The organism is Planococcus halocryophilus (genome assembly GCF_001687585.2).
Lineage (GTDB): Bacteria > Bacillota > Bacilli > Bacillales_A > Planococcaceae > Planococcus > Planococcus halocryophilus.
On sequence record NZ_CP016537.2, the window covers coordinates 2,995,824 to 3,018,444 of the forward strand.

28 protein-coding genes and 1 riboswitch are annotated in these 22,621 nt (G+C 39.0%); of the genes, 5 read left to right on the forward strand and 23 right to left on the reverse strand.

Going from position 1 to position 22,621, the window contains the following annotated elements; genetic code table 11:
- Positions 1-26 precede the first annotated feature (26 nt).
- The 14 genes from BBI08_RS14820 to BBI08_RS14885 form a co-directional block, all read right to left on the reverse strand.
- A complete protein-coding gene (locus BBI08_RS14820; RefSeq protein WP_065528281.1) occupies positions 27-584 on the reverse strand; it encodes a sulfurtransferase TusA family protein in 558 nt (185 codons plus the stop codon).
- A 42-nt stretch (positions 585-626) separates the two neighbouring features.
- Positions 627-923: a rhodanese-like domain-containing protein gene (locus tag BBI08_RS14825; RefSeq protein ID WP_008498375.1), complete on the reverse strand. Its 297-nt coding sequence runs from the start codon at positions 921-923 to the stop codon at positions 627-629.
- Between the two features lie 14 nt (positions 924-937).
- Positions 938-1,303, reverse strand: a complete 366-nt coding sequence (locus BBI08_RS14830; protein WP_008498374.1) for a rhodanese-like domain-containing protein — start codon at positions 1,301-1,303, stop codon at positions 938-940.
- A gap of 31 nt (positions 1,304-1,334) precedes the next feature.
- Entirely contained in the window at positions 1,335-1,817 is a 483-nt protein-coding gene (locus tag BBI08_RS14835; RefSeq protein ID WP_008498372.1) for a DsrE/DsrF/DrsH-like family protein, read from the reverse strand.
- A gap of 137 nt (positions 1,818-1,954) precedes the next feature.
- Positions 1,955-2,215 (reverse strand): metal-sensitive transcriptional regulator, encoded by a 261-nt coding sequence (locus BBI08_RS14840; RefSeq protein WP_008498371.1) that lies wholly within the window; start codon positions 2,213-2,215, stop codon positions 1,955-1,957.
- Positions 2,216-2,362: 147 nt separating this feature from the next.
- Positions 2,363-2,746 (reverse strand): DUF302 domain-containing protein, encoded by a 384-nt coding sequence (locus BBI08_RS14845; protein WP_008498370.1) that lies wholly within the window; start codon positions 2,744-2,746, stop codon positions 2,363-2,365.
- Positions 2,747-2,855: 109 nt separating this feature from the next.
- Positions 2,856-4,238 (reverse strand): SLC13 family permease, encoded by a 1,383-nt coding sequence (locus BBI08_RS14850; RefSeq protein ID WP_008498369.1) that lies wholly within the window; start codon positions 4,236-4,238, stop codon positions 2,856-2,858.
- A gap of 11 nt (positions 4,239-4,249) precedes the next feature.
- Positions 4,250-5,749 (reverse strand): tripartite tricarboxylate transporter permease, encoded by a 1,500-nt coding sequence (locus tag BBI08_RS14855; RefSeq protein WP_008498368.1) that lies wholly within the window; start codon positions 5,747-5,749, stop codon positions 4,250-4,252.
- Positions 5,750-5,762: 13 nt separating this feature from the next.
- The gene (locus tag BBI08_RS14860; RefSeq protein WP_065528282.1) at positions 5,763-6,221 is read right to left on the reverse strand and encodes a tripartite tricarboxylate transporter TctB family protein; all 459 of its coding nucleotides are present in this window, start codon (positions 6,219-6,221) and stop codon (positions 5,763-5,765) included.
- A 65-nt stretch (positions 6,222-6,286) separates the two neighbouring features.
- On the reverse strand, positions 6,287-7,297 hold the full coding sequence (locus BBI08_RS14865; protein ID WP_008498367.1) for a tripartite tricarboxylate transporter substrate binding protein: 1,011 nt from the start codon (positions 7,295-7,297) through the stop codon (positions 6,287-6,289).
- A gap of 493 nt (positions 7,298-7,790) precedes the next feature.
- Entirely contained in the window at positions 7,791-8,465 is a 675-nt protein-coding gene (locus BBI08_RS14870; protein WP_008498366.1) for a response regulator, read from the reverse strand.
- An 18-nt stretch (positions 8,466-8,483) separates the two neighbouring features.
- On the reverse strand, positions 8,484-10,058 hold the full coding sequence (locus BBI08_RS14875; RefSeq protein ID WP_065528283.1) for an ATP-binding protein: 1,575 nt from the start codon (positions 10,056-10,058) through the stop codon (positions 8,484-8,486).
- Positions 10,059-10,197: 139 nt separating this feature from the next.
- Positions 10,198-10,647, reverse strand: a complete 450-nt coding sequence (locus BBI08_RS14880) for an OsmC family protein (protein WP_008498363.1) — start codon at positions 10,645-10,647, stop codon at positions 10,198-10,200.
- Complete coding sequence (locus BBI08_RS14885) at positions 10,647-11,591, reverse strand: carbohydrate kinase family protein (RefSeq protein ID WP_008498362.1); 945 nt, start codon at positions 11,589-11,591, stop codon at positions 10,647-10,649. Before BBI08_RS14885 ends, BBI08_RS14880 begins: the two co-directional genes overlap by 1 nt.
- A gap of 158 nt (positions 11,592-11,749) precedes the next feature.
- On the opposite strand from BBI08_RS14885, the gene BBI08_RS14890 reads away from it, so the two are divergent.
- Positions 11,750-12,313: a GNAT family N-acetyltransferase gene (locus BBI08_RS14890; protein ID WP_008498361.1), complete on the forward strand. Its 564-nt coding sequence runs from the start codon at positions 11,750-11,752 to the stop codon at positions 12,311-12,313.
- 70 nt (positions 12,314-12,383) lie between these two features.
- Here the strand turns inward: BBI08_RS14890 and BBI08_RS14895 are convergent, their stop codons facing one another.
- The 4 genes from BBI08_RS14895 to BBI08_RS14910 form a co-directional block, all read right to left on the reverse strand.
- Positions 12,384-13,208: a MetQ/NlpA family ABC transporter substrate-binding protein gene (locus BBI08_RS14895; RefSeq protein ID WP_008498360.1), complete on the reverse strand. Its 825-nt coding sequence runs from the start codon at positions 13,206-13,208 to the stop codon at positions 12,384-12,386.
- A 12-nt stretch (positions 13,209-13,220) separates the two neighbouring features.
- A complete protein-coding gene (locus tag BBI08_RS14900) occupies positions 13,221-13,892 on the reverse strand; it encodes a methionine ABC transporter permease (RefSeq protein ID WP_008498359.1) in 672 nt (223 codons plus the stop codon).
- Positions 13,882-14,895: a methionine ABC transporter ATP-binding protein gene (locus BBI08_RS14905; RefSeq protein WP_008498358.1), complete on the reverse strand. Its 1,014-nt coding sequence runs from the start codon at positions 14,893-14,895 to the stop codon at positions 13,882-13,884. The genes BBI08_RS14900 and BBI08_RS14905 overlap by 11 nt, the downstream gene beginning before the upstream one ends.
- A gap of 68 nt (positions 14,896-14,963) precedes the next feature.
- Positions 14,964-15,068, reverse strand: a riboswitch (SAM riboswitch).
- Between the two features lie 49 nt (positions 15,069-15,117).
- Positions 15,118-15,906 (reverse strand): carbon-nitrogen family hydrolase, encoded by a 789-nt coding sequence (locus BBI08_RS14910; protein WP_008498357.1) that lies wholly within the window; start codon positions 15,904-15,906, stop codon positions 15,118-15,120.
- 85 nt (positions 15,907-15,991) lie between these two features.
- On the opposite strand from BBI08_RS14910, the gene BBI08_RS14915 reads away from it, so the two are divergent.
- Positions 15,992-17,155, forward strand: coding sequence for a pyridoxal phosphate-dependent aminotransferase (locus BBI08_RS14915; protein WP_065528284.1), 1,164 nt, complete (start codon positions 15,992-15,994; stop codon positions 17,153-17,155).
- 69 nt (positions 17,156-17,224) lie between these two features.
- Here the strand turns inward: BBI08_RS14915 and lepB are convergent, their stop codons facing one another.
- Positions 17,225-17,758 (reverse strand): signal peptidase I, encoded by a 534-nt coding sequence (gene lepB, locus BBI08_RS14920; protein ID WP_008498355.1) that lies wholly within the window; start codon positions 17,756-17,758, stop codon positions 17,225-17,227.
- 238 nt (positions 17,759-17,996) lie between these two features.
- Between lepB and BBI08_RS14925 the strand changes: the two genes are divergently transcribed.
- Together BBI08_RS14925 and BBI08_RS14930 are read left to right on the forward strand one after the other, a co-directional pair.
- Positions 17,997-19,016, forward strand: a complete 1,020-nt coding sequence (locus BBI08_RS14925; RefSeq protein WP_065528285.1) for an SEC-C domain-containing protein — start codon at positions 17,997-17,999, stop codon at positions 19,014-19,016.
- Positions 19,017-19,311: 295 nt separating this feature from the next.
- Complete coding sequence (locus tag BBI08_RS14930; RefSeq protein WP_008498352.1) at positions 19,312-19,830, forward strand: DUF421 domain-containing protein; 519 nt, start codon at positions 19,312-19,314, stop codon at positions 19,828-19,830.
- 51 nt (positions 19,831-19,881) lie between these two features.
- On the opposite strand, the gene BBI08_RS14935 is transcribed toward BBI08_RS14930, so the two are convergent.
- Positions 19,882-20,361 carry an acyl-CoA thioesterase gene (locus tag BBI08_RS14935; RefSeq protein ID WP_008498351.1) on the reverse strand — a complete coding sequence of 160 codons (480 nt, stop codon included), beginning with the start codon at positions 20,359-20,361 and terminating at the stop codon, positions 19,882-19,884.
- A 97-nt stretch (positions 20,362-20,458) separates the two neighbouring features.
- Between BBI08_RS14935 and BBI08_RS14940 the strand changes: the two genes are divergently transcribed.
- Positions 20,459-21,262, forward strand: coding sequence for an AAC(3) family N-acetyltransferase (locus BBI08_RS14940; protein WP_008498350.1), 804 nt, complete (start codon positions 20,459-20,461; stop codon positions 21,260-21,262).
- 41 nt (positions 21,263-21,303) lie between these two features.
- Here the strand turns inward: BBI08_RS14940 and BBI08_RS14945 are convergent, their stop codons facing one another.
- The 3 genes from BBI08_RS14945 to BBI08_RS14955 form a co-directional block, all read right to left on the reverse strand.
- Positions 21,304-21,894 (reverse strand): Fic/DOC family protein, encoded by a 591-nt coding sequence (locus BBI08_RS14945; protein WP_008498349.1) that lies wholly within the window; start codon positions 21,892-21,894, stop codon positions 21,304-21,306.
- Positions 21,887-22,078, reverse strand: coding sequence for a hypothetical protein (locus BBI08_RS14950; protein WP_008498348.1), 192 nt, complete (start codon positions 22,076-22,078; stop codon positions 21,887-21,889). Before BBI08_RS14950 ends, BBI08_RS14945 begins: the two co-directional genes overlap by 8 nt.
- Positions 22,079-22,219: 141 nt before the next feature.
- The gene (locus BBI08_RS14955) at positions 22,220-22,582 is read right to left on the reverse strand and encodes a DUF779 domain-containing protein (RefSeq protein WP_008498347.1); all 363 of its coding nucleotides are present in this window, start codon (positions 22,580-22,582) and stop codon (positions 22,220-22,222) included.
- Positions 22,583-22,621 lie beyond the last annotated feature (39 nt).

Below are 22,621 nucleotides of genomic sequence, written 5' to 3' on the forward strand. Positions count from 1 at the left end.
CAGGGGTATATATTTATTTAAAATTTTTAAACTGTTTTTCCTGTCCAATCTCTCATACCTGGTACTACGTTATAAAGTTTGTCAAAGCCTTTTTTAGCCATCAAATCTCCTGCAATTCCACTTCTACGACCAGAATGGCAAATGATATAAATTGTATCTTCTTTTTCCAATTCAGCCATGCGCGTTTCTACATCACCTAAAGCGATGTGGACTGCACCTGGAATATGAGCTTCTTCAAATTCATCTTTTTCACGAACATCTAAAATGGTTAAATTTTCATCTGAATCAACTTTTTGAGCAAAATCAGTTAATACGATTTCAGGTATGGTAATGGTTTCTTCAGGAGATCCTGCACCATCTTTGCGTAGAAAATGGCGTAAAACATCTCCTTCAGTTTCAGTCCCGATATATTGATGTCCTGAACTTTTTGCCCATGCTTGAAGATCGGCTGTTGAACCTTTATCTGTCGCAAGAATTTCTAATACTTTACCTGAATCCATGCTTTTCATTGTTTTTTTCGTTTTTACGATTGGCATCGGACATGCCATTCCTTTTGCATCTAATGTTAAGTCTATCTTTACCATTAAATTTCCTCCTTGATATTCCGCCTGTAGTTCAGCAGGTAATTAGTTTGTTTCGCCATTCCAATTCAGCATTCCGCCGTCCATATTCGTAACTTTGTAGCCTTGGTTTTCAAGGAAACTAGTTGCTTGTCCACTGCGGCCACCTGAACGGCACACCATAATATATTCTTGAGATTTATCAAGTTCGCTCATGCGGGATTCCAATGATCCTAAAGGAATATTGATCGCACCTGGAATTTTACCTGCTGCAACTTCATCTGTTTCGCGAACATCGATTAAATTGATAGATTGATTATTTTCCAATAATTCTTGAACTTCTTGAGTTGTCATGGTTTTCATGATAAATCTCTCCTTTATCTGCGGTAACTGCTCATTCCGCCTCTAATGTTTGTGATTGCTGTAAAGCCGTTCTTTTTTAATAATTGACTTGCTTTACTGCTACGCATCCCACTTTGGCAGATGACTAATGTTTCTTTATCTTTTGCTAGTTCATTCATGCGTTTCGGTAATTCATTCAATGGAATATTTTTAAAGCCTTTAATGTGATTTCCTTTGAATTCACCTGGAGTTCTTACATCAATATATTGTTTATCTTTTTTACCAAGTTGAGATTTCATTTCTTCTGTAGATATCGATTGAACACCTTTAGTAGGTGCAGTGAATCGATAAATCAACCAAAGAACCGCTGCCCCAACTAAGAGCCATGTAATCCATTCCATATTGCATTCTTCCCTTCATAGTTAAATTTAATTAAATGAATAGGTTAACGTGCCCGTCTTCTGCATCTCCAAGATAAGCTGCAACTCCTGCATACTCAATTTCATCAAGCAATTCTTCTTTTTGTAAACCAAGAAGATCCATTGTCATTGTGCAAGCAATCATTTTTACATCTTGTTCTTCTGCCATTTCTATTAATTGTGGTAAAGATAATGCATTATGCTTTTTCATAACTTGTTTGATCATTTTCGGACCCATTCCACCAAAATGCATATTTGATAAACCAAGTTTATCTGCACCTCTTGGCATCATTTTCGCGAACATCGTTTCTAAGCGACCTTTTTTCAATTCTGGTGGGTTTTCTTTTCTTAATGCGTTTAATCCCCAGAATGTGTGAAAAATTGTTACTTCGTGATCGTATGCTGCAGCACCATTGGCAATAATATAAGCCGCCATTGCCTTATCATAGTCACCGCTGAATAATACGATCGTTGTTTTCTTTTGCTCTTGTGCCATTGTATTGCCTCCATTTTAAATTACCCATAGGGGTATTTATTTTCTCCAAAAAAAATAGCGTTTTATAGTGACGCCGCACTTTTATACCCTATAGGGTATACTAAAGCATATTTTTTTGATTGTCAAACTTTAATTTTCTATCTGCTTTTCACTAGTAAGTCTACAGCTTCTTTTACCATACTCTCAGTACTTTCGCCTTTTTCTATGCTTTCACGCACACACGATTCTAAGTTATCGCTGACGATTACACCAATAGCACGATCCACTGCACTTCTTACTGCTGAAAGTTGCATAACGACGTCTCTACATTCTCCGTCATTCTCAACCATTTTAATCACACCGCGTAGCTGGCCTTCTATTCTTTTCAACCGATTTTCAACAAGTTTATCGTATTTCATATCAATTATGCCTCCTATTAATAAAATAAAGGATATCTTACTTAAACCTCATTTTATACCCCTTAGGGTATGTAGTCAACACATTAGCTTACGATAGACAATCACTTTGAAATACAGACCAGCCCGCATGTGAATGTTCCAGTTTATTTATGCAGATTGATCAATACATTTGATTAATCGTTGTTCAATGTCTTCCGCAATCGATTTAATGTTTTGATCTTCTACCATGCCAATCAAAGCAGTTGGTTTTGGCATTCCAATTTTCACACTATCACTTTCTTTATAAACAACAATCTTGCATGGAAGAAAATAGCCAATCATCAAGTTTTCGGATAGCACACGGTTTGCTTCTTGTGGATTGCAAACTTCTAAAATCGTATAAGGAGTATCAAAGTCCTCTCCTTTTTCTTGAAGCTTCGCAGTTAAATCAAAATTCCAAAGAACACCGAACTTCTCTGTCTTTAAGTTTTCCTCTAAGGCTTCAACGGCTTCGCTCACTGTTTTAGATGTATCTACTGTGTAATTGAACATATTTAAGTTCCTCCTCATGTTTGTTCGCTCTATAAGTACCCTACCCCGTATGGAATGGTCTAAACATAAGACAAAGGAGAGTTCAAATTGCTTTTTGATTTTTATCTACTCACCAAACAAATACTGCCCATGTAATTGCAATGACCAGGATGATAACACTTGAATAACTACCTACTATAATTTGCTCTTTAATTGAAAAGGCTTTTTTTTGAAAAGCTAAAAATGTTGTTGGTGAATGAATTGGTAATATAGTAACACCCCCAATAATCATAATCACTAAAAATGCACTGGCTATAATAGATAAGCCAAGAATATGTGCATAGTTCATAACGATAGGGAAAATAATGATCATTGATGTCGAGGGTACGACGAATAGAAAGCGCAACACAAAAATAAAACAGGCAATAATAACAAGATTGCCAAACTCTCCAAGGTCATCCGGCAAAAAGCTCAACAACTGTTCAGCTAACACGAATGCCGTACCATTCTTTTCAATCACGTAACCGAGTGAAAAAGATGAACCTATTAGTAAAAAACTCTCCCAATCATAGTTTCTTACAGTTTTATTGGTTATTAATCCATTAACCGGCATCCCATAATATCCTACTAATAAGAGCGGAGCTAAAATTAATGGAACTTGTTGATGATCTAGAACAATCCAACTAACAATCATAATTCCAAAAGGTAATATAATCCACCAAAAACGAGGCGGAAGTTTTTCATTTTCTACTTTAGAAACTTTTGTATTAATAAGGTCTAGAGAATCGCTTTGCTTTTTAAAGTAAAACCACACGCTAAAACTAATAACTAGCATTGCCATCCAAAGAGGTGGCGCAATACGCAAAAACCATCCGAGCCATGAAATTTCAGCATCTCCGAAATCCTTCAATAATTGTGCCGCTAGAATCGGAAATCCGCCTCCAGTAAAAACAACCATTGTCGAGTTTTGATTAAACATTCCTATTAAATACATGCAGTATTTACGAAATAGGCTTTCTTGTCCAAAGCCGAACCGAGTATTTAGCTCTTCAATAATTGGCTCAAGTATACGAAATCGTGCAACTGCTGATGGCAAGAAAACAGGCATCCATAAAATAAGCAGAGGCAACCCGAACAAGATCGCTCGAAATCCACCTCTGCTAAATTTAAGAATAATATGTGCAAACACCCGGTCTATCCCTGAACTTACTAAAGCAGCTGAGATAAGCGACAACACTAAAATAAAGTAAAGAGCACTCGACATAAATCCTGTGAAAGCTTCCTCCGGCTCCTCCACAACCCCAAACAACAACATCAATCCAATCAGCACAAAACTCGATGTTGCAATAGGCAATGAACTAAGCGTCCAAAAATAGATAGCAATCACCAACAAGAGTAGCGTTAATTGCTGTTGCAATGAATAAGCAGATGCTATATCGGTATATATATAGAAGATAATAGACAAACTCAACAGAAAAAACAGGCTCAAAAATCGAAGTTTAGAAAGAACCACATCGTTCCCCCTTACATTTTAGCTAATTTGCGACGGCTTCTCCATTTTAGAAGACCCGGAATAACTAGTGAGAAGAATGCTATCAGGATTAATGATAGTGGCAATGGACTGTTAACAAAGATTGCTATATTCCCATTTGAAATAGTCATAGATTGTCTGAATGCTTGCTCCATCATTCCTCCTAAAATAAACGCCAAGATAAACGGTGGGGCTGGAAAAGAAAAGACGCGCATTGCAAAACCAAGTGCACCAAAAACAAGAAGCATATAAAGATCAAACACATTAAAACTAATAGAATATACCCCGATTAAACTGAACATGATCACCAATGAAATCAACAACGGTCTCGGAATGCTCAATATTTTAGCTAAGTAAGGAATGAGCGGTAAGTTCAAGATTAATAGAAAAATATTTCCTAAATACATACTGGCAATAATTCCCCAAAAAATCTCTGGACGATCCGTCATTAATAACGGCCCTGGTTGAACACCTAATACAAGAAATGCTCCAAGCATAACTGCCGTTGTACCAGAACCCGGAATACCAAGACTTAATAATGGCACAAATGCACCACTTGTTGCTGCATTGTTTGAGCTTTCTGGAGCAGCTAACCCTTTAATGGATCCTTTTCCAAATTCCTCTGGATTTTTTGAAATCCGTTTTTCAAAGATATAACTAATAAAGGAAGCGATTGTTGCACCAGCACCTGGTAATACGCCGAGGATAAAGCCAACAAATGACTGACGCGTCATCGGACCGCTCATTTCTTTCAAATCTGCTCGCGTCACTTTTAAACTACCGAGCTTTTGATCATCACTCAAGCTACGATTTTTCCGATTAAGCACCAACATACAAACTTCTGCAATGGCAAACAGGCCGAGTGCAATAATTAAAAAGTCAAAGCCATCAAATAAATTTACATTCCCAAACGTAAAACGTTGGGTACCTGTTTGTGGATCGATACCGATAGTGACGACCATTACCCCAGCAACTGCAGCAATCATCGCTTTTATCGTAGAACCTTCAGATAAACTGGATATGGCTGTTAGCCCCATAAGCATTAATGCAAAATAGGCAGGTGGACCAAAGGAGATGGCCACACTTGATAATGCAGGCGCTAACAACATTAGCATGATAACTGAAACAGTGCCTCCGAAAAATGAAGCAATCGCAGCGATGGCTAGTGCTTTTCCGGCTTTTCCTTGTTGTGCCATCGGATAGCCATCAAAGGCGGTTGCAACAGTTCCAGAAATCCCCGGAGCATTTAACAGAATCGAGGAAGTCGACCCACCAAATACTGCGCCATAATAAACTCCTGCCATCATCACTAGGGCAGGTGCCGGGTCCATACCATATGTAATCGGAATCATAATAGCTATGGCACTAATGGGTCCTAGACCTGGCATCATGCCAATTAGCGTACCAACAATAACACCGATTAAAACAAACAAGATACCTTCCCAACTTAAAGCGACTTGAAAACCTGTTATCATTCCATCAAAAGCATTCATAAATCCACACCTCCTATATTGGTAAAATGCCTCTAGGTAGCGAAATTCCTAAAGCAAAAACAAAAATCGCATACATCCCTAAAGGAAATAAAATCGAAACAATAATATTTGATTTCCACTTGGTATAGCCTAAAAACCACGAACAGAAAAAAATAAAGACCGAAGTCATAATGACAAATCCAATGATTTCAAACAACAAAATATAAAGGAAAATCATGGCGAATACTGCTAATAACACTAGTAGTTCTTTTTTAGGAATATTGCGCTTCTCTTTTTCCGCCTCAGTTTCAATAGCTTTAGAGAAAAAAAGGAAAATTGATAAAATAATCATTAGGATGCCCAATCCTTTTGGTATAACATCAGCATCTATTGGTGCATACGGATAATTTGGCAGTTGAAAGCTCAAAAATAAGTAAATAGCTGCTATAACAAATAGGAGCAGAGCTATTCTTCGATTGATTGTTAATGGCAAGTGGAACGCCTCCTTTATACTGAAAAGAAAGAAACCGAATAATGCTTATTCGGTTTCTCATTTCTTTAGTTTCCTAACCCAATTTCCTCTAATAACACTTCGATTTCTTTGTATTCATTATTCAAAAACTCCTCGTATTCTTCCGAATTTAAGTACATCTCGTTCCATCCATACTTTTTACGGACTTCAGCAAATTCTTCAGATTCACTTAACTCTTTGAACTTTTCTTCGTAATAATCCACTGCTGCTTGGTCCATGTTTGGCGGTCCAAAAAATCCGCGCCAGTTGATAAAGCTTTCATCAATTCCTTGTTCGATAGCTGTTGGGAAGTCCGAAAGAATTTCCCCTTCCAGCCTTTCTTCAGCTGTCACACCAAGAACTTTGATATTTCCAGCACGTACTTGTTCAACTACTTCTCCGACACCCGTAGAAAATACATCAACTGAGCCGTTTAATACTGATGTTAATGCTCCGCCATCTTGGTCAGATACATATTTGATTTTTGTTGGATCTACACCTGCTGCTTTTGCGATGCGAACAAATTGCATGTGGTCCATGCTTCCTGGAGATGATGTTCCTACGACAGTTACACTCTCAGGATCTTCTTTCATTTGATCGAATAAATCATTCAAGTCTTCCCATTCGCTATCTGCACTTACTGCAAATGCACCATAATCTGCAATCATATTTGCTAGCGGTGTAAAGTCTTCATGGCCATATTCAGACTGTCCATTTAACGGAACAAACATTAAAGGTGGAGAAGAAACAAATAAATTATAAGGACTGTCATCCTGGCCATGAATATACGCCCACGCAATGGCTCCACCGCCACCTTCTTTATTGATTACGGTCATGTTCTTTTCAACAATTCCCGTTTCACCAAAAACTCTTGCCACTTCACGAGCTGTCGTATCCCAGCCGCCGCCAGCTCCAGCCGGGGCTACCATTTCTATATTTTTTGAAGGTTCGAATGCCCCACTTTCTCCTGTACTTTCATTCGTGGCTTCTTCTGAGTTACATCCAGCAAATACTAAAGCACTTGCTGCTAAAATTGTCGTAAGCATTGTTTTTTTCATTCGATTTCCCCCTCGTTTTTTAATTAACTTGAGTATAACTTTGAATTTTCAGAATGTAACCGTTTGCAAAATAAGCTTTTTAAAGAGTTTTGTGTTCTTTTTGTTCATAAAGTTCACGCAAAAAAAGACTGATGAATAGCATCAGTCTCCACTTGTAGACAAAAGAATAGTAATTCATTGTTTCGTATTTACATGGGATCTTCCGCACCAAACGGACGCTTTCCGCGGACGAAGCGCTGAGCCTCCTCGTCGCAAGCTCCTGCGGGGTCTCATCACTCCGTTCTTCCGCAGGAGTCGCCGTTTGATGCTCCAGATCCTTAAGTGACTGGTTAAAAAGACTTCATGACTTTTTTATTGGTAGAAAGTAGACTAAGAGAACTCACTTTAATATAAGTAAGAAGATTCTAAGCGAAGTGGGCAGCTCGCTTGGAGATTATAAACCACTATTTCTTTTAATGAGATTTTGTCTACAGTCTGAGACTGATGAATAGCATCAGTCTTTTTTCATATAGTAATGTCGCTCTGGTCTTCCTACAATTCCGTATGCTAATTCGGCATAGCATTCTTCGATCGTTACAAGGTGTTCTAAGTACCGGCGAGCTGTTGTTCGTGAAGCACCCATTTGTTCGCCCATTTTCTCAGCCGTAATGCCTAATGTGTTGCCTGTTAAGACATCTCTTACCTTTTCTAAAGTCAGGGGATCGATTCCTTTCGCACCGATCGTTGGCTTTTGAACAAGTTTCACACCAAAAAAGTCATCTAAAAAATGTTGATCAATATCATGCGTGTTTTGAAGCGTTTTTTTGTTTTCTATGTATTTGACGATTGTAGAGACAAATCTTTCTAACGTGGCTGGCTTGATGATGATGCCCTTTACCCCTTTACGTATAGCTTGTTCAATATATCCTTTGTCATTTTCAGCAGATACTAATATGACGTCTGTTTGTGGACTTAAAGAACGTATGTCGTCGATCAAATCAATCCCCAATCCATCCGGCATATAATTATCCAATATAACTAAATCGATTTTATGTTCTTGTATGGCGTTTAAGGTTTCTTGACAATTGCTGGCTTTGCCAAGTAATTGTGCTTCGGGTATTTTCTTAAGAAATTGCTCATGGATATTCGCTACTCGAAAATCATCTTCAGCAATATACACCTGTATCATGAACTTGTCCTCCTTTTCTTATTTCGGCAAAAAGACAGTGAAAACAGTGCCTTTTTTTAACTCTGAACTAACTTCTATAGTCCCTTGTAATTGTTCAACGGCTTGCTGCACAATTGCTAATCCATAACCTCGATCTTTCTTTCCAACTTTCGTTGAAAACCCTAGCTTAAATAAGTCTTCCATATGTTCTGCTTGAATTCCACGGCCTTTATCTTCTACCTCAATGACCAAATCACGACCTAAATCAGTAACAAAAAAAGAAACTTCTTTAACGGGTTGTTGTACTACTTCTTCAATAGCATTGTCTATCAAGTTTCCTAATATATGAATCAGTTTGGCAATATCGAAGTGTTCCGGAAGTTCTTCTAGAGAGCTATTTTCATCGATGAGTAGCTCTACTTTATTTTCAGATGCCTTCCCCATTTTCCCTAGTAGTATTGCTTGAACCTTTTTATCTTTAATATGGTCTAGCATATATTTTGTTTGATTTTCATGAATCTTTGTTTCTTGTTGGATCAACTCGATTGCTTCATCCTTTTGTTCGAGCTGCAATAATCCTGATATTGCATATAGCTTATTGGAGTATTCATGTGTTTGAGCGCGTAATCCTTCAGAGTATTGTTGAATCTCTGACAAGGTTTCCAACACTTCTTGAATATCTGTTTTTTCACGAAAAGTCGACACTGCACCTACAATTTCATTTTTATGCATAATTTGTGTACGGTTGATAATCAGTACTTTATCACCGATGAGCATTTCTTCATTGCGCATCACTTTATCTGGTTGCAACGCTTCTTTCATTCGGGAATGAGGAAGGACCTCAGCAATATCCGAATTAATGACAGCTTGTGTAAGTCCAAGCATTCTTTCTGCGGATTGGTTGATTTCAGTAATTCTTCCCCGATTATCAATAGCCACTACTCCTTCAACAATGGAAGAAAGTAACGCTTCACGATCTCGATACATCGCTGCTATTTCCCTAGGCTCTAACCCCATTGTTTCTTTCCGAATATTTTTAGCTAATAGTATACTGCCTATTACACCCAGTATTAAGGCTAGTAAAACAAATTTTAAAAGTTCTAAGCTTTTTTGAACGATGATTTGTTGCACGTCTTCTAATAAATAACCGACTGAAACTAGCCCAACTACATTTCCGTTGCCATCAAAAATGGGGGCTTTTCCTCGTAAACTTGGGCCGAGTGAACCTTTTGCTTCAGATGTATAAAATTCGGCATTTAATAATGCACGTTCGTTGTCGCCGCCTACCATGGCTTTTCCAATCTTCGTCGGGTTAGGATGAGAATAACGAATTCCATCTATATTCCCCACCACAATAAACTCTGCTCCCACTTGTTTTCTCATATACTCAGCTATTGGCTGGATCGTGTCCTCCGGGTTTCCATCGTCCATTGCCTCTACTACGCTAGGCATAACGGAAATACCAATTGCAGTTTCAAGTGCACGCGTCCCCACATTGCCTTTCGTGTCTCCCACTTCGTTATAAATAACAATGCCCCCAAAAAAGACAGTGACAAATAATATCAATGACATACTTAAAATAATAATTTTTGTTTGAAGCGATAAATTCCTCATACTCGATACTCCTACAAGATACTGAATTTTTAATATTTGTAGTCTATCACAATTCATAGAAAGAAAAAGCTCATTTCCAAGACAATTCAAACAAAAAAACTTCATCCCTTAGAAAAGAGATGAAGTAAATGATAAAACTTTAGTTTTCTTTCTGAATATCCGCTTGCAATTCAACTTCCACATTGCCTTTGATGGCACGTGTAATCATACATGAACTTTCGGCTTTTTCTGCTAGCTTTTGGGCTAACACCAAGTCCTTTTCTGAAGCATCGCCTTTCAACACTAATTTGGGCTTGTGAATAATGCGCTTATACGTAATGACGCCTTTTTCAACTTCCACAATTCCTTCTGACTCCATCGTGAGCGATTGCTTCTCTAACTTACTACGTTCCAGCATTGCAGCAAGAGTGATGATGTAACAAGTCGCCGCGGCGCCTAGTAGCATCTCGTCAGGATTTGTACCGACTCCTGGTCCATCCATTTCTGCTGGAATCGAGATGTGTGTTTTTAAATTGCCTGCTCTAATTTCTCCTACGTCATTACGAAGACCTGGCCAATTCGCCTTTAAATGAAAGCTATGTAATGCCACTAAGCTTCTCTCCCGTCTTTCATTTCTTCAATACGCGGCATCGCTGTTAAAGCGCCTGCTTTCGTCGCGCAATGAGCTCCCATTCGATTCCCAAAGTCAGCACACTCTATAACTTCCTGCCGCGTTTTAGGGAATCCGTTTAAATAGACGTGACGAATAATCCCTGCCATAAATGCATCTCCTGCTCCTGTTGTATCGACAGGTTGCACAGGAATAACCGGCACATGAATTGTTTGGTCTTGAAAAACCGCATAAGTGCCATTTTCACCATCGGTCACAAAAACCAACGGAATCGCGTTGGCGGACAATCGTTCAATTCCCTCTTCTAGTGAGTCTGTTTTCATTAAAAATGCAAGCTCTTCTGTTGTTAGCTTAATGATATCGGCTGTAGGTAAAAATTTCATGACAATTTGACGACAATGTCCTTCGCTTTCCCAGCGCAGCGGCCGAATATTAACGTCATAAGTACAAATAACATTATGCTCTTTTGACAGTTCAATCGCCTTTCGCGTGGTCTCCCTCGCATCTGGATGAAAAAGAGTTCCTGAACAAAAATGAAAACTACTAGCCTGCTCAAAAGACTTCGTGTTCAGCTGTTTGCCTGTCACTTGAAGATCCGGAGTTTCATTCACATACGATGCAAACACTCGATCAAACTCTGGTGTCAGGTGAATATAAACACCGCTGACTCTTTTTTCCGGAACCATAATCCCATGTGTTAAATCAACGCCTTCGCTTACCAATTCATTGCGTACAAAAGTAGAGGTCTCGTCATCCCCTGTGATTGTGATAAAACTTGAAGGTATGCCTAAACGGCTAATACCTGCAGCCACATTCACTGTAGCTCCGCCAAGATGGCGATTAAATGCTGTGTTAGTAGTATCTGTGGCGATATAATCCACAAACGCATCTCCATATGTGAGTACGTACTTATTGTTTTTCATTCATAATTCTCCTTTGTGTTAAATACCTTCTTCATTGATATACTAGTAGTTAAGTGAATCTCAACTACTAGCGGACTCCATAATACCAGTCTATACAATTATACTCTTCATTATTTCAGGCAAAACCGCTTTTAAACAAGTAAAAGGAGGTCTCTACCTTGGAAATCGCTATACGACAAGCACACCTTAGTGATGCTGAAAAAGTCGCACCTCTTATTATCAATGCTATCGGTAAAATTGCAAATCATATGACCGCACAAAAAGATTCTGAAACAGTACGCGAAAAAGTTGAAGATATGGTGCGTGGAGAAAATACGCGTCATAGTTACCGCTATACATATGTAGCCACTTTAGATGGTAAAATTGCAGGCATTTTGGTTCTTTATCATGGCAACCAAGCAGAAACTTTAGATCGTTATTTGATTGAGCAGTTGAAAAAGCAAGGTCATGAGCGAACAATCGAGCCGGAAGCCCATACCGACGAATGGTATATCGATACGGTTTCGGTCGATCCTGCTTATCAAGGAAAGGGAATTGGCTCAAAGCTACTTGATTACGCAGAAGAACTTGTATCGTCTAACGGAGCTGGCAAGCTTTCGCTGAACGTTGATATTGATAAGGATGGTGCTATCCGTCTTTATAAACGCCTTGGTTATTCGGTTTCTGAACCGTGGACGATTATTGGGGAGCCTTTCCATCACATGGTGAAAGTCATTTCTTAAAGCCTATATTAATATAGAAGAAAGCCGCTCCAGAAAATCTGGAGCGGCTCTTTTTAGCTTATTGATATTATTATTGCTCAGTCATCCATTGAGGTTTACCGAATCCTTCAAAATTCTCATCGATTACCTTTTCAAATTCTTCTGATTCCACAATTTCTATTAAATCTTTCGCCAATTCACTATCTTCATTTTCCGCTTTAACTGCTACTAAATTGCGGTATTGGTCAGGCATGTTCTCCAGTGCCAATGCATCCAAAAGGTCCATTTCAGCTGCTAATGCAAAGTTTCCAGGAACAGCGGATAAATCAGATCCTTCAACTGCACGTGGCAATTGTCCAGCTTCGATTGGCTGGAATACTAAATTCTTTTTGTTTGTAATAACATCTCTTTCTGAAATTTTTAAGTCATCTACTTCTGGATCTACTTCGACTAGACCTTGATCTTCAAGAATCTGCAAAGCACGAGCCGCATTAACAGGGTCATTAGGAATTGCGATGGTTGCCCCATCTTCAATATCATCTAATGTATCAAATTGATTTGAATAAATGCCCATTGGCGCTGTCGGCACAACGATTAATCCTGACAAATCCATATTATTTTCTTTTTCAAAATTCTCCAAGTAAATGCTGTGCTGGAATAGGTTGGCATCGATATCTCCACCATCAAGCGCGATGTTTGGCTGAATATAATCACTGAATTCTACCAAATCTACTGTATACCCTTTTTCTTCAAGACCTGGGACAATGGCTTGTTTTAACATATCGCTATAAGGCCCTGCCGTAGCCCCTAGTTTAATATCTTTTGAAGGTTCTCCTGTTGTTGCTGCGTTTTCTTCACTGCCACATGCCGCTAAAGCCAATGCACTCGCTGCTATTATTAATCCTAATTTTTTCATATCATTCTCCCCTTATCTTTTATCTATAGCTTTCGCTGTATAGTCTCCTGCTTGTTGAATCAATTGAACCAACACAATCAAAATAACGACTGTAACAACCATAATGGTGTTATCGTATCGGTAATAACCAAAGCGAATGGCTAAATCTCCTATGCCTCCGCCACCCACAACACCAGCCATAGCTGAATAGGCAACTAAACTAATAATCGTTAACGTAATCCCTTGTACGATGCTCGCTTTTGCTTCAGGTAGTAATACATCTTTAATAATCATCCACGGTGTAGCACCTACTGCAATTGCTGCTTCGATTACTCCTTTATCAATTTCGCGAAGTGAATTTTCCACAATTCGCGCAAAAAACGGAATGGCTGCAACTGACAAAGAAACACTAGCCGCAACTGGACCGATTGTTGTACCTGTGATAAATTTCGTCAAAGGAATAAGTGCTACTAACAAAATGATAAATGGAATAGAACGTACAATGTTTACAACAAAGCCTACCACTGAATTCACGGGTCGATTTTCAAGAAACAAGCCGCGATCTGTTATAAATAGTAAAATTCCAAGTGGCAATCCAATAATCAGTGATACTGATAACGAAATGCCGATCATCATTAAGGTTTGGAAAAATGCAGTTTGGATTTCTGGCCATAATTCAATAATTCGTCCCCATTCAATGTCCACTCGATATCACCTCCACTATTGCCGATCTATTTTCCAAATACCGCAATGCCTCCATAACTTCTATTTCAGCGCCTTTTAATTCCATGATAAAGATGCCAAGTGGACGCTCTTGAATATACTCGATTGCTCCGTGCAAAAAGTTACCTTTTACTGAAAAGCTCTGCAGCATATCGGAAATGACACCTTCACCGGCTACGCCACCTTTAAATAGTACTTTTACTAATGTGCCTTTAAATTCCTTTAAAATATGTACTGGAACATTAAATGATACGACACTAGAGATAAATTCTTTTGTTAGTTCTTTTTGAGGATCCGCAAAAATATCGTATACTTGTCCTTCTTCAATCACCCGTCCACCTTGCATAATAGCCATCCGATCGCAAATTTCTTTCACGACATTCATTTCATGGGTTATCAATACAATCGTGATGTTCAATTTCCGATTAATTTCTTTCAATAACCGTAAAATTGATAAAGTCGTATTAGGGTCGAGTGCTGAAGTCGCTTCATCACATAACAGCACGGCGGGATTGTTTGCCAACGCTCGCGCAATGCCGACACGCTGTTTTTGACCACCACTCAACTGAGCAGGATAGACATCCCGTTTGTCTGCTAAACCGACCATTTCAAGCAGTTCTTCTACACGCATTTTAATCTCTTTAGAAGGTGTGCCTGCCGCTCGAAGTGCAAAAGCGATATTGTCGTAAACTGTCTTTTGGCTAATCAAATAAAAATGTTGGAAAATCATCCCGATTTTTAACCGCGCTTTTCTCAGTTGATCGCCATTTAACTGTGTTAAATCTTTTTCATCGACTATGATACTGCCAGAGCTTGGTCGTTCGAGTAAGTTAATACAGCGGATCAACGAACTTTTTCCTGCTCCTGAGTAACCCACAATCCCAAATATTTCACCTTTTCCGACTTCAAGTGACACATTATCCACTCCGGTAACGGCACCATGTTTTGTTGTATACGTTTTCGTCAAATTTTTAATCTGTATCATGGCTTCCTCCTGGCAATAAAAAAATGCCTCTTTCATCAAGAAAGAGACATCGAAAATTTTAATTTCTCGACTTATCTTCCGAAATGTTTTCACATTCCGCAGGACTTGGCACCTTCCCAACTGGGGGTTGCCGGACGTCATAGGGCCTACCCCTCGGTCTCTCTTGATAAGTTAGTATATTAGATTGAATTTCATGTTACAGACATACTTTCAGGGTGTCAATCAAATTTTGAATGTTTCGTATAATTTTTCACGACGATCGTCAAAGACCGGGATTCGTTTACGAACTTCTTCTACTTCTTGTAAATCAATTTCCACATACCCTATGCCTTCTTCTTTTTTCATGTCCAAACGAATTTCTCCCCAAGGAGCAATTACCATGGTGCTTCCACCAAACACGTTGTTCGGATCACTGCCAATGCGGTTAACTCCAACGATAAAGCATTGGTTTTCAATCGCACGAGCTTGAAGCAACGTACGCCAATGATCAATTCTTGGTTCTGGCCATTCTGCAGACACGAAAATAAGCTTTGCATCATTTAATGCTTGTGCACGAATCCACTCAGGAAAACGGATATCATAGCAAATAACACCGCCATAAACAACGTTATCCAATTTAAATGTGCCAAGAGTGTCTCCTTCTTCTAAATGAATATGTTCATCCATCAATCCAAAACGATGTGCTTTATCGTATTCAGAAACAAGCTCACCTTTTTTATTGACGACATACATCGTATTGTAAAAGCCATTATTTTTCTCTGTTGAAACAGAACCCCCAACAATGTTTACCGATTTTTCTTTTGCGAATTTTTTCAACATCTCCACTGTCCGGTTTGTATTGTCTGCTAACATGTTAAGCTCTGTTAGTGCATAACCCGTATTCCACATTTCAGGCAAAACAATCGTATCTGCCCCGTTGTCAGCCGCTTCAGTTAAATAGTTCAATACCTGCTGATAGTTTTTTTCTGGTTTCCCAAATACAATATCCATCTGAACACATGCAATTTTCATATTCTCTCCTCCAGTAGACAAGCTCCTCTAAATTCTATAAGATTCGGAGTAGAAGTGCAATTATTTCGAAAATAAGGAGAATTCCATGGACTTTTCAAATCGCTTGCAAAATTTACCGACTCAATTTTTCGCTCTACTCGTTGCTAAAACGAGCCAAGCTATCGCTGAAGGGCGCGATGTCATTAACCTTGGTCAAGGCAATCCTGATCAGCCGACACCTGACCATATCGTTAAAGCATTACAAACTGCAGTGACCGATCCAAAAACGCATAAGTATTCACCTTTCCGCGGAATATCAACTTTGCGGCAAGCAGCAGCAGATTTCTATAAACGCGAGTATAACGTAGATATCGATCCCGATTTAGAAGTAGCCGTTATGTGCGGAACAAAAATTGGGCTTGTTGAGTTGCCATTAGCATTGCTGAATTCAGAAGATCTTTTATTGCTACCAAATCCAGGTTACCCTGATTATTTATCAGGTGCTCCATTAGCAGATATTGATTTTGAACTAATGACATTAGATCCGGGAAAAGGATATTTACCAAACTACGATGAGTTACCTGAACCTGTTCGCTCTCGCGCAAAATTAATGTACTTAAACTACCCGAACAATCCAACTGGAGCAGTAGCGAGCAAAGAGTTTTTTGATGAAACCGTCGTTTTTGCAAAAGAAAATAACATTGCCGTTGTTCATGACTTTGCTTACGGTGCTGTTGGTTTTGAAGGAAAAAAACCAGTTAGCTTTTTACAGTCTGAGGGAGCAAAAGAAGTCGGTATTGAAATGTATACATTATCGAAAACTTACAATATGGCTGGCTGGCGTATTGGGTTTGCTGCCGGACATTCCAAAATGATTGAAGCCTTAAACTTAATTCAAGATCATTTATTTGCCGGGTTATTCCCAGCGGTTCAACTTGCTGCAGCTGAAGCATTAAACGCCGATCAGCAATGCGTGGATGATTTAGTAAATCTCTATGAAAAACGCAGAAATGTACTCGTAGCTGAATGTGCACGTATTGGTTGGGAAATAACAGCTCCACAAGGTTCATTCTTTGCTTGGTTACCCATCCCAAAGGGTTTTACGAGTATCGAATTTGCTGATTTCCTACTTGAAAAAGCAGATATTGCAGTAGCTGCTGGCAGTGGGTTCGGTGATGGCGGAGAAGGCTTTGTCCGTGTCGGATTACTGGTTGATGAGAGCCGTATTGTCGAAGCAATCAAACGGATCGAGAAACTAGAGTTATTTTAAATAGCAAAAGACAGCTTCTCGTTTTTAAGGAAGCTGTCTTTTGCTATTAACCCGACAAATGCTTTAGTGTTATTCGACAACACCTACATGTTCTAATGGTGAAATTCGAACTTTCACTTCACCTACAATACTTTTCTCAGAAATGAACCCTAAAACTCGGGAGTCGGTACTGTTCAAGCGATTATCTCCTAACACAAAATAAGATTCTGCTGGCACAGTAAATTCTTTAAAGTCCTCAGTCAATCGCAACATTCCCATTTGTTTTGCCGCTTTTAAGTTTTTTACCAAATATGGCTCGGTCATAGATTTTCCATTTATATACAATTGGTCATCTTGCATGGAAATAATGTCTCCTGGAACACCGATTACCCGTTTAATAAAATTAACGCCATTTGGCGCAGTAAAAACAATCATATCAAAATTTTCTATTGAGTAAATTTTAGCTAGCACAACTTTATCATTTTCTTCAAACGTAGGCATCATCGATTCCCCATGGACGGCTACTGGCTCAAACAGAAAATGCCGTGATAGTAAGACAAGAAGTACCGTCAAAACGATGACCCGCATCCAAGATATAGATTCTTTTACAGGATTTTCATACACATTGTCTCCCCCTAACCCCTTTATATCATTTATTATAATACGGCTTGCGTTTTGTGCCTACTGCTTGGCTTTTACCATGACTGAAGCGACTACTATAAAAAGCTTATCACTTAATTGCCAAGTTATAATGACGACTGCAATTCTCTATATCTGTATAGCTTACTAGCGTCTGAATCGTCAGACTTTTGAGCCCTTTGCAATTTTATGTTACACTCAATAAAAAATGTAGGTGATTAGAATGGTAGGAAGAAATGATCCATGCCCATGCGGCAGTGGCAAGAAATACAAGAAATGTCACGGAAAACAAGAAACTGTGTCTATCAATGATTTGGTGAATGAAGAACTATTCAAAGTACGTCAACAGTTCTTCTCGGAAAACCCAAATCAGACACATATTACTGAGTTCCGTGAATTGCAACAAGAATGGCAGCCACATTTGATGAAATCAATGGCTGAAAACGATGCACAAGCATTTGTGATTGAGAATTTCCTGTTCATGAAAAAACCTGAACTATGGGAAGAGTTTCTAGAAAAACAAATTGACCTTGCTCAACGTCCAACAACGAAAGAAGTACTTGGAAATTGGAAAGACGTAAAAGTATTCCTTGGTCAATATATTAAAGGAGATACAGAGAAAGCTCAGTTTACAGATGTTTTCACTGGCGAAACCCTTGAAATGGCTGACCAGCCACCAACTGATATGGAAAACGGACAAGGCTTATTAGCCATCCTACTTCCAGATTCACGCGTGGGAGAAAAAGGCGTTCTATTCTTGAACGGCTATTTAACGGTTGTTGGAGAATTCACTCCATTCTTCGAACAGTTGAAAGCACAAATCGCTTCTGAAAATGCTTCAGAAGATGAAAGCTACTTGCGCGACAACTACTTAACAATTGTTGAACAAATCGTTAAATATTCAACTGGCAGTGTAGAAGAAAGCATCCAGCTTTCTCCAGAACATGATTCTGTCATGGCTGAACTTGATAAGCATATCGAGAAAGCTGATTTTGATGAAGAAACGGTTAGCAATATTACGAGTATTTTAAATAGCTATCTTGTAAGCCAGCAACCAACTGTCCAAAAACCTGAAGCACTTGTAGCAGGATACTGGAGATTCTTACAGGATCACGAATTGGTGAAAGGCCCTATGCTATCTTCAAAAGACTTAAGTGAAAAATTCGGCGTCTCTTCAAGCACCATCTTGAAGCGCTCTAAAGAATTCAGCGCTTATTTTGAAGAATTGTTAGCCAAAAAATAAAAAGATAAGCTATAGAATATTTCCGCTTATGTGGAGATAACAAAAAAGAGTAGCCTCGGCTACTCTTTTTTGTTTGTTGATAACTTTATGGGGAATTAGAAAAGGAGGAAGAAAAAGCGTTAAAAAACGGTGTCTATAAGTAAAATTCTCTATTTCCATCATCTTATACACAGTAAACCTCTAATTTTTGTGTGCTATGTGGATAAGTTTTTGGAATTTTGTTAATTTTATTGCACAAAAGAAACTTACTAACATGTGGATAATTTTATCAAAGTCAGAAAAAAGGAGGAAGAATATGTTCGAAATCACGCTTAGTAGTTTTATACGGATCATCACAGTTGGTTTTTTAGCTTATGTCGGACTTGTTATTTTGCTTCGTTTTTCAGGTAAAAGAACTTTAACTAAATTGAATGCCTTTGACTTGGTCGTCACCGTTGCTTTAGGTTCGACACTTGCGACCATATTACTCAACAATAGCATTAGTTTACTTGAAGGAATGACAGCATTTGGCTTGCTTATATTGCTGCAATATTTGATGACTATTTTTTCTCTGCATTTCGACTGGTTTAATAATCTTATCAAGTCAGAACCACGCCTTTTGTACTTAGATGGAAATTTTTTAAGAAGTTCTATGCGAAAAGAACGAATAAAGGAAATGGAGATTCTCCAAGCGATTCGAAATACAGGATTTGGCTCTACTGAAAAAGTAAAAGCTGTCATACTCGAAACTGATGGCAGTTTATCAGTTATTAGCAGTGAAGTTGGCAATGCTTTAGAGCATGTTAATTCAGAAGTTGATGAAAACGAGACCTAATTTAATTAATATGAGAAAAAGGTGCATGGATTTTAGTCCATGCACTTTTTCTTATGGTCTAGGTGGCTTAACGCGCAGTTTTCGGTATTCCCGTCTTGCCGGTGCCGTATCAAAAAAGAGTTTTTCGCCTACGGATTCTGGCAAAACAGGAGGAACTGGAGTTGGTTTGCCATCGTCTCCCATTGCAACCATCGTCAAGAATGATTCTGTCGTTAGTTTTTCATCCCCAGTTTGAAGGTTTTTTGATTTTACTCGAACATAAACTTCCATCGAAGTGCGCCCCGTTGAAGTAACATTTGCTTCGAGCTCCAATACATCTCCAACTTTAGCTGAAGATAAAAAATCCACTGAATCAATTGATGCCGTTACAACAACTTGACGGCGTGCGTGTTTCATCGCTGTAATTCCTGCGATTTCATCGATGTATGCTAAAACTTTGCCCCCAAAAATAGAATCCATGTGATTGGTATCAGGAGGAAGAACAAGCTTTGTTTGAATGGTTCTCGATTCTTTCATCGGTTTTGCTTCCATTGTCATCAGTCCTTTCTATATATAGCTGTGTTATTGGAAGTTCCCCCAAAACATTAGCCTTTCCTTTATAATATATTGAAATGAGGAGGAATACTTTATGTCAGAGTTATTGAATATTTTAAACACGCCTGAATTTCAATCTAAAACAACATTAAAGCAACAGCTTCAGGAGCTTGGCATTGTAGCTGGAGACCAAATAATGGTTCATGCATCATTAAAGTCAATGGGTTGGATCGCTGGAGGCGCTCAAGCGGTCGTTGAAGCCTTAATGGAAACTATTACAGAAGCAGGCACGATAATTATGCCCGCTCAGTCTGCGGACAACTCAGACCCCGTTTACTGGATGCAGCCTCCGGTCCCCGAGAATTGGCATCAATCGATTCGCGAGCACCTTCCTGCTTTTGATCCCCACTTAAGCGGACTTCGGGGTATGGGAAAAATTGCGGAATGCTTTCATCGCCATCCAGCGACCATTCGAAGCCCACACCCTTCTCATTCTTTTATGGCATGGGGTATCCATGCGCAGGACTGGATGAGCGAACAGCCCATTGATGATTCTTTCGGAGAAAAATCACCACTCGCAAAAATGCTGCAAGCCAAAGTTAAAATCCTTCTGATTGGTGTCGGCTTTGATTCGTGTACAGCTCTTCACTATGCTGAATTTGTTCAAGAAAGTCGCTCTACTTCGCTACAAGGCGCAGCCATAATGCGTAATGGAGAACGGGTTTGGCAAATATACGATTGTGTCGATATGGATTCAGAGCGCTTTCCGGAAATCGCCAAAGCTTTTCCTGGTGTCATTTCTAAAGGAGTTTTAGGGCAAGCCGAAATGCAAATCGTCGATCTGAAAGAGCTGGTCGAATTTGGAATCGAATGGCTCAAAGAACATCCTTCAATATAAAACGTAGAAAATGCCAGCACTCTTTGAGCAGCTGGCATTTTTCATGGCGTAATAATTTCGGATAATAGCCTTTCTAAACGATCATTCCCCTTGTTAAACGAGTCAACAAAAGCATTAATAATCTCTGCAGGTTCAAGTACTTTTCCCCACTCTAGCTGATAACCAGCATTTAATAACAACTGACGTGCAAATTCACGAATACACCGTCCATTGCCTTCGCGGAAAGGATGCAATGCATTTAATTCTGACAGAAAATAAGCAAGCCGAACAATCAGCTGATCTCGCGGCAATTTTTTTAAATAGTTCTCAGATTTCAGCTCATTAAAAATTTTAAGCAACTGTGTTTCAATGTGTTTCGGATGAGCAAAAGATGAAGAACCTTTGGAAATCATTTCTTGTCTCAATTCTCCAGCAAAAGGATAAACGTCTTGAAGAATATATTGATGAATGGCCAAGTAAGCTTTAACATTTAAAGGATCTGCCGGTTTTTGTAACCGCAGTTCTGCAAGACGAAACAAAGAATAGACTTTTTCCAGTTCTTTCAGCTTTTGTTCATCTTCCACATCAAACAAATTGATCAATACATCAGTGCCCGGATAACAATACATTGAAGTATGTTGGTACTTAGACATTAAACTTCCTTTTGATGGCCTGATGGAATTGTGCTTCCGTCCGTTCACCAGTTAATACCGATCGAACGAAGTTCTCATCCTCACTTGTCACATCAAATCCTTCAGTGACCAAAGAATGTGAAGCATAGGAAATCGCATGATTGGCTTGTTCATGGGAAACTCGGTTTGCTAAATTCGTCAACATGATGACCACCTTTCATGTAGAAATTATACCATTTCCCTGACTTTTTTTCTATCCTCAACCCTTGTGCCATAAAGGTTTCTAAAGCGTTTCACATAATGCAAGCTAATAAAAAAATCCGGATGCATTTGCATCCGGATTCGTTTAAGCTTGTTGTTGCAATTCTTTATTTTCTTCGGAGGTGAAAGCTCTAGATCTTGTTAAAAACCGCTTGCCTTCCACTCCCTCTAGCGAAAACATTCCGCCGCGTCCTGGCACGACATCAATGATCAGCTGTGTATGGCTCCAGTAATCAAATTGATTTTTATGCATATAGAATTCACTATCCCCGATAACTCCCATTAAAATGTCTTGATCTCCGACAAATAAGTCGCCTTTCGGATAACACATAGGGGAGCTACCATCACAGCAACCTCCGGATTGATGGAACATGACCGGACCATGCTTTTCCTTCAGCAATTCAATCAGTTCAATAGCAGCATCTGTCGCAATTACGCGTTCGACCATTGCTATCCCTACTTTCTGGTAGCCTTTAGACTACATAGA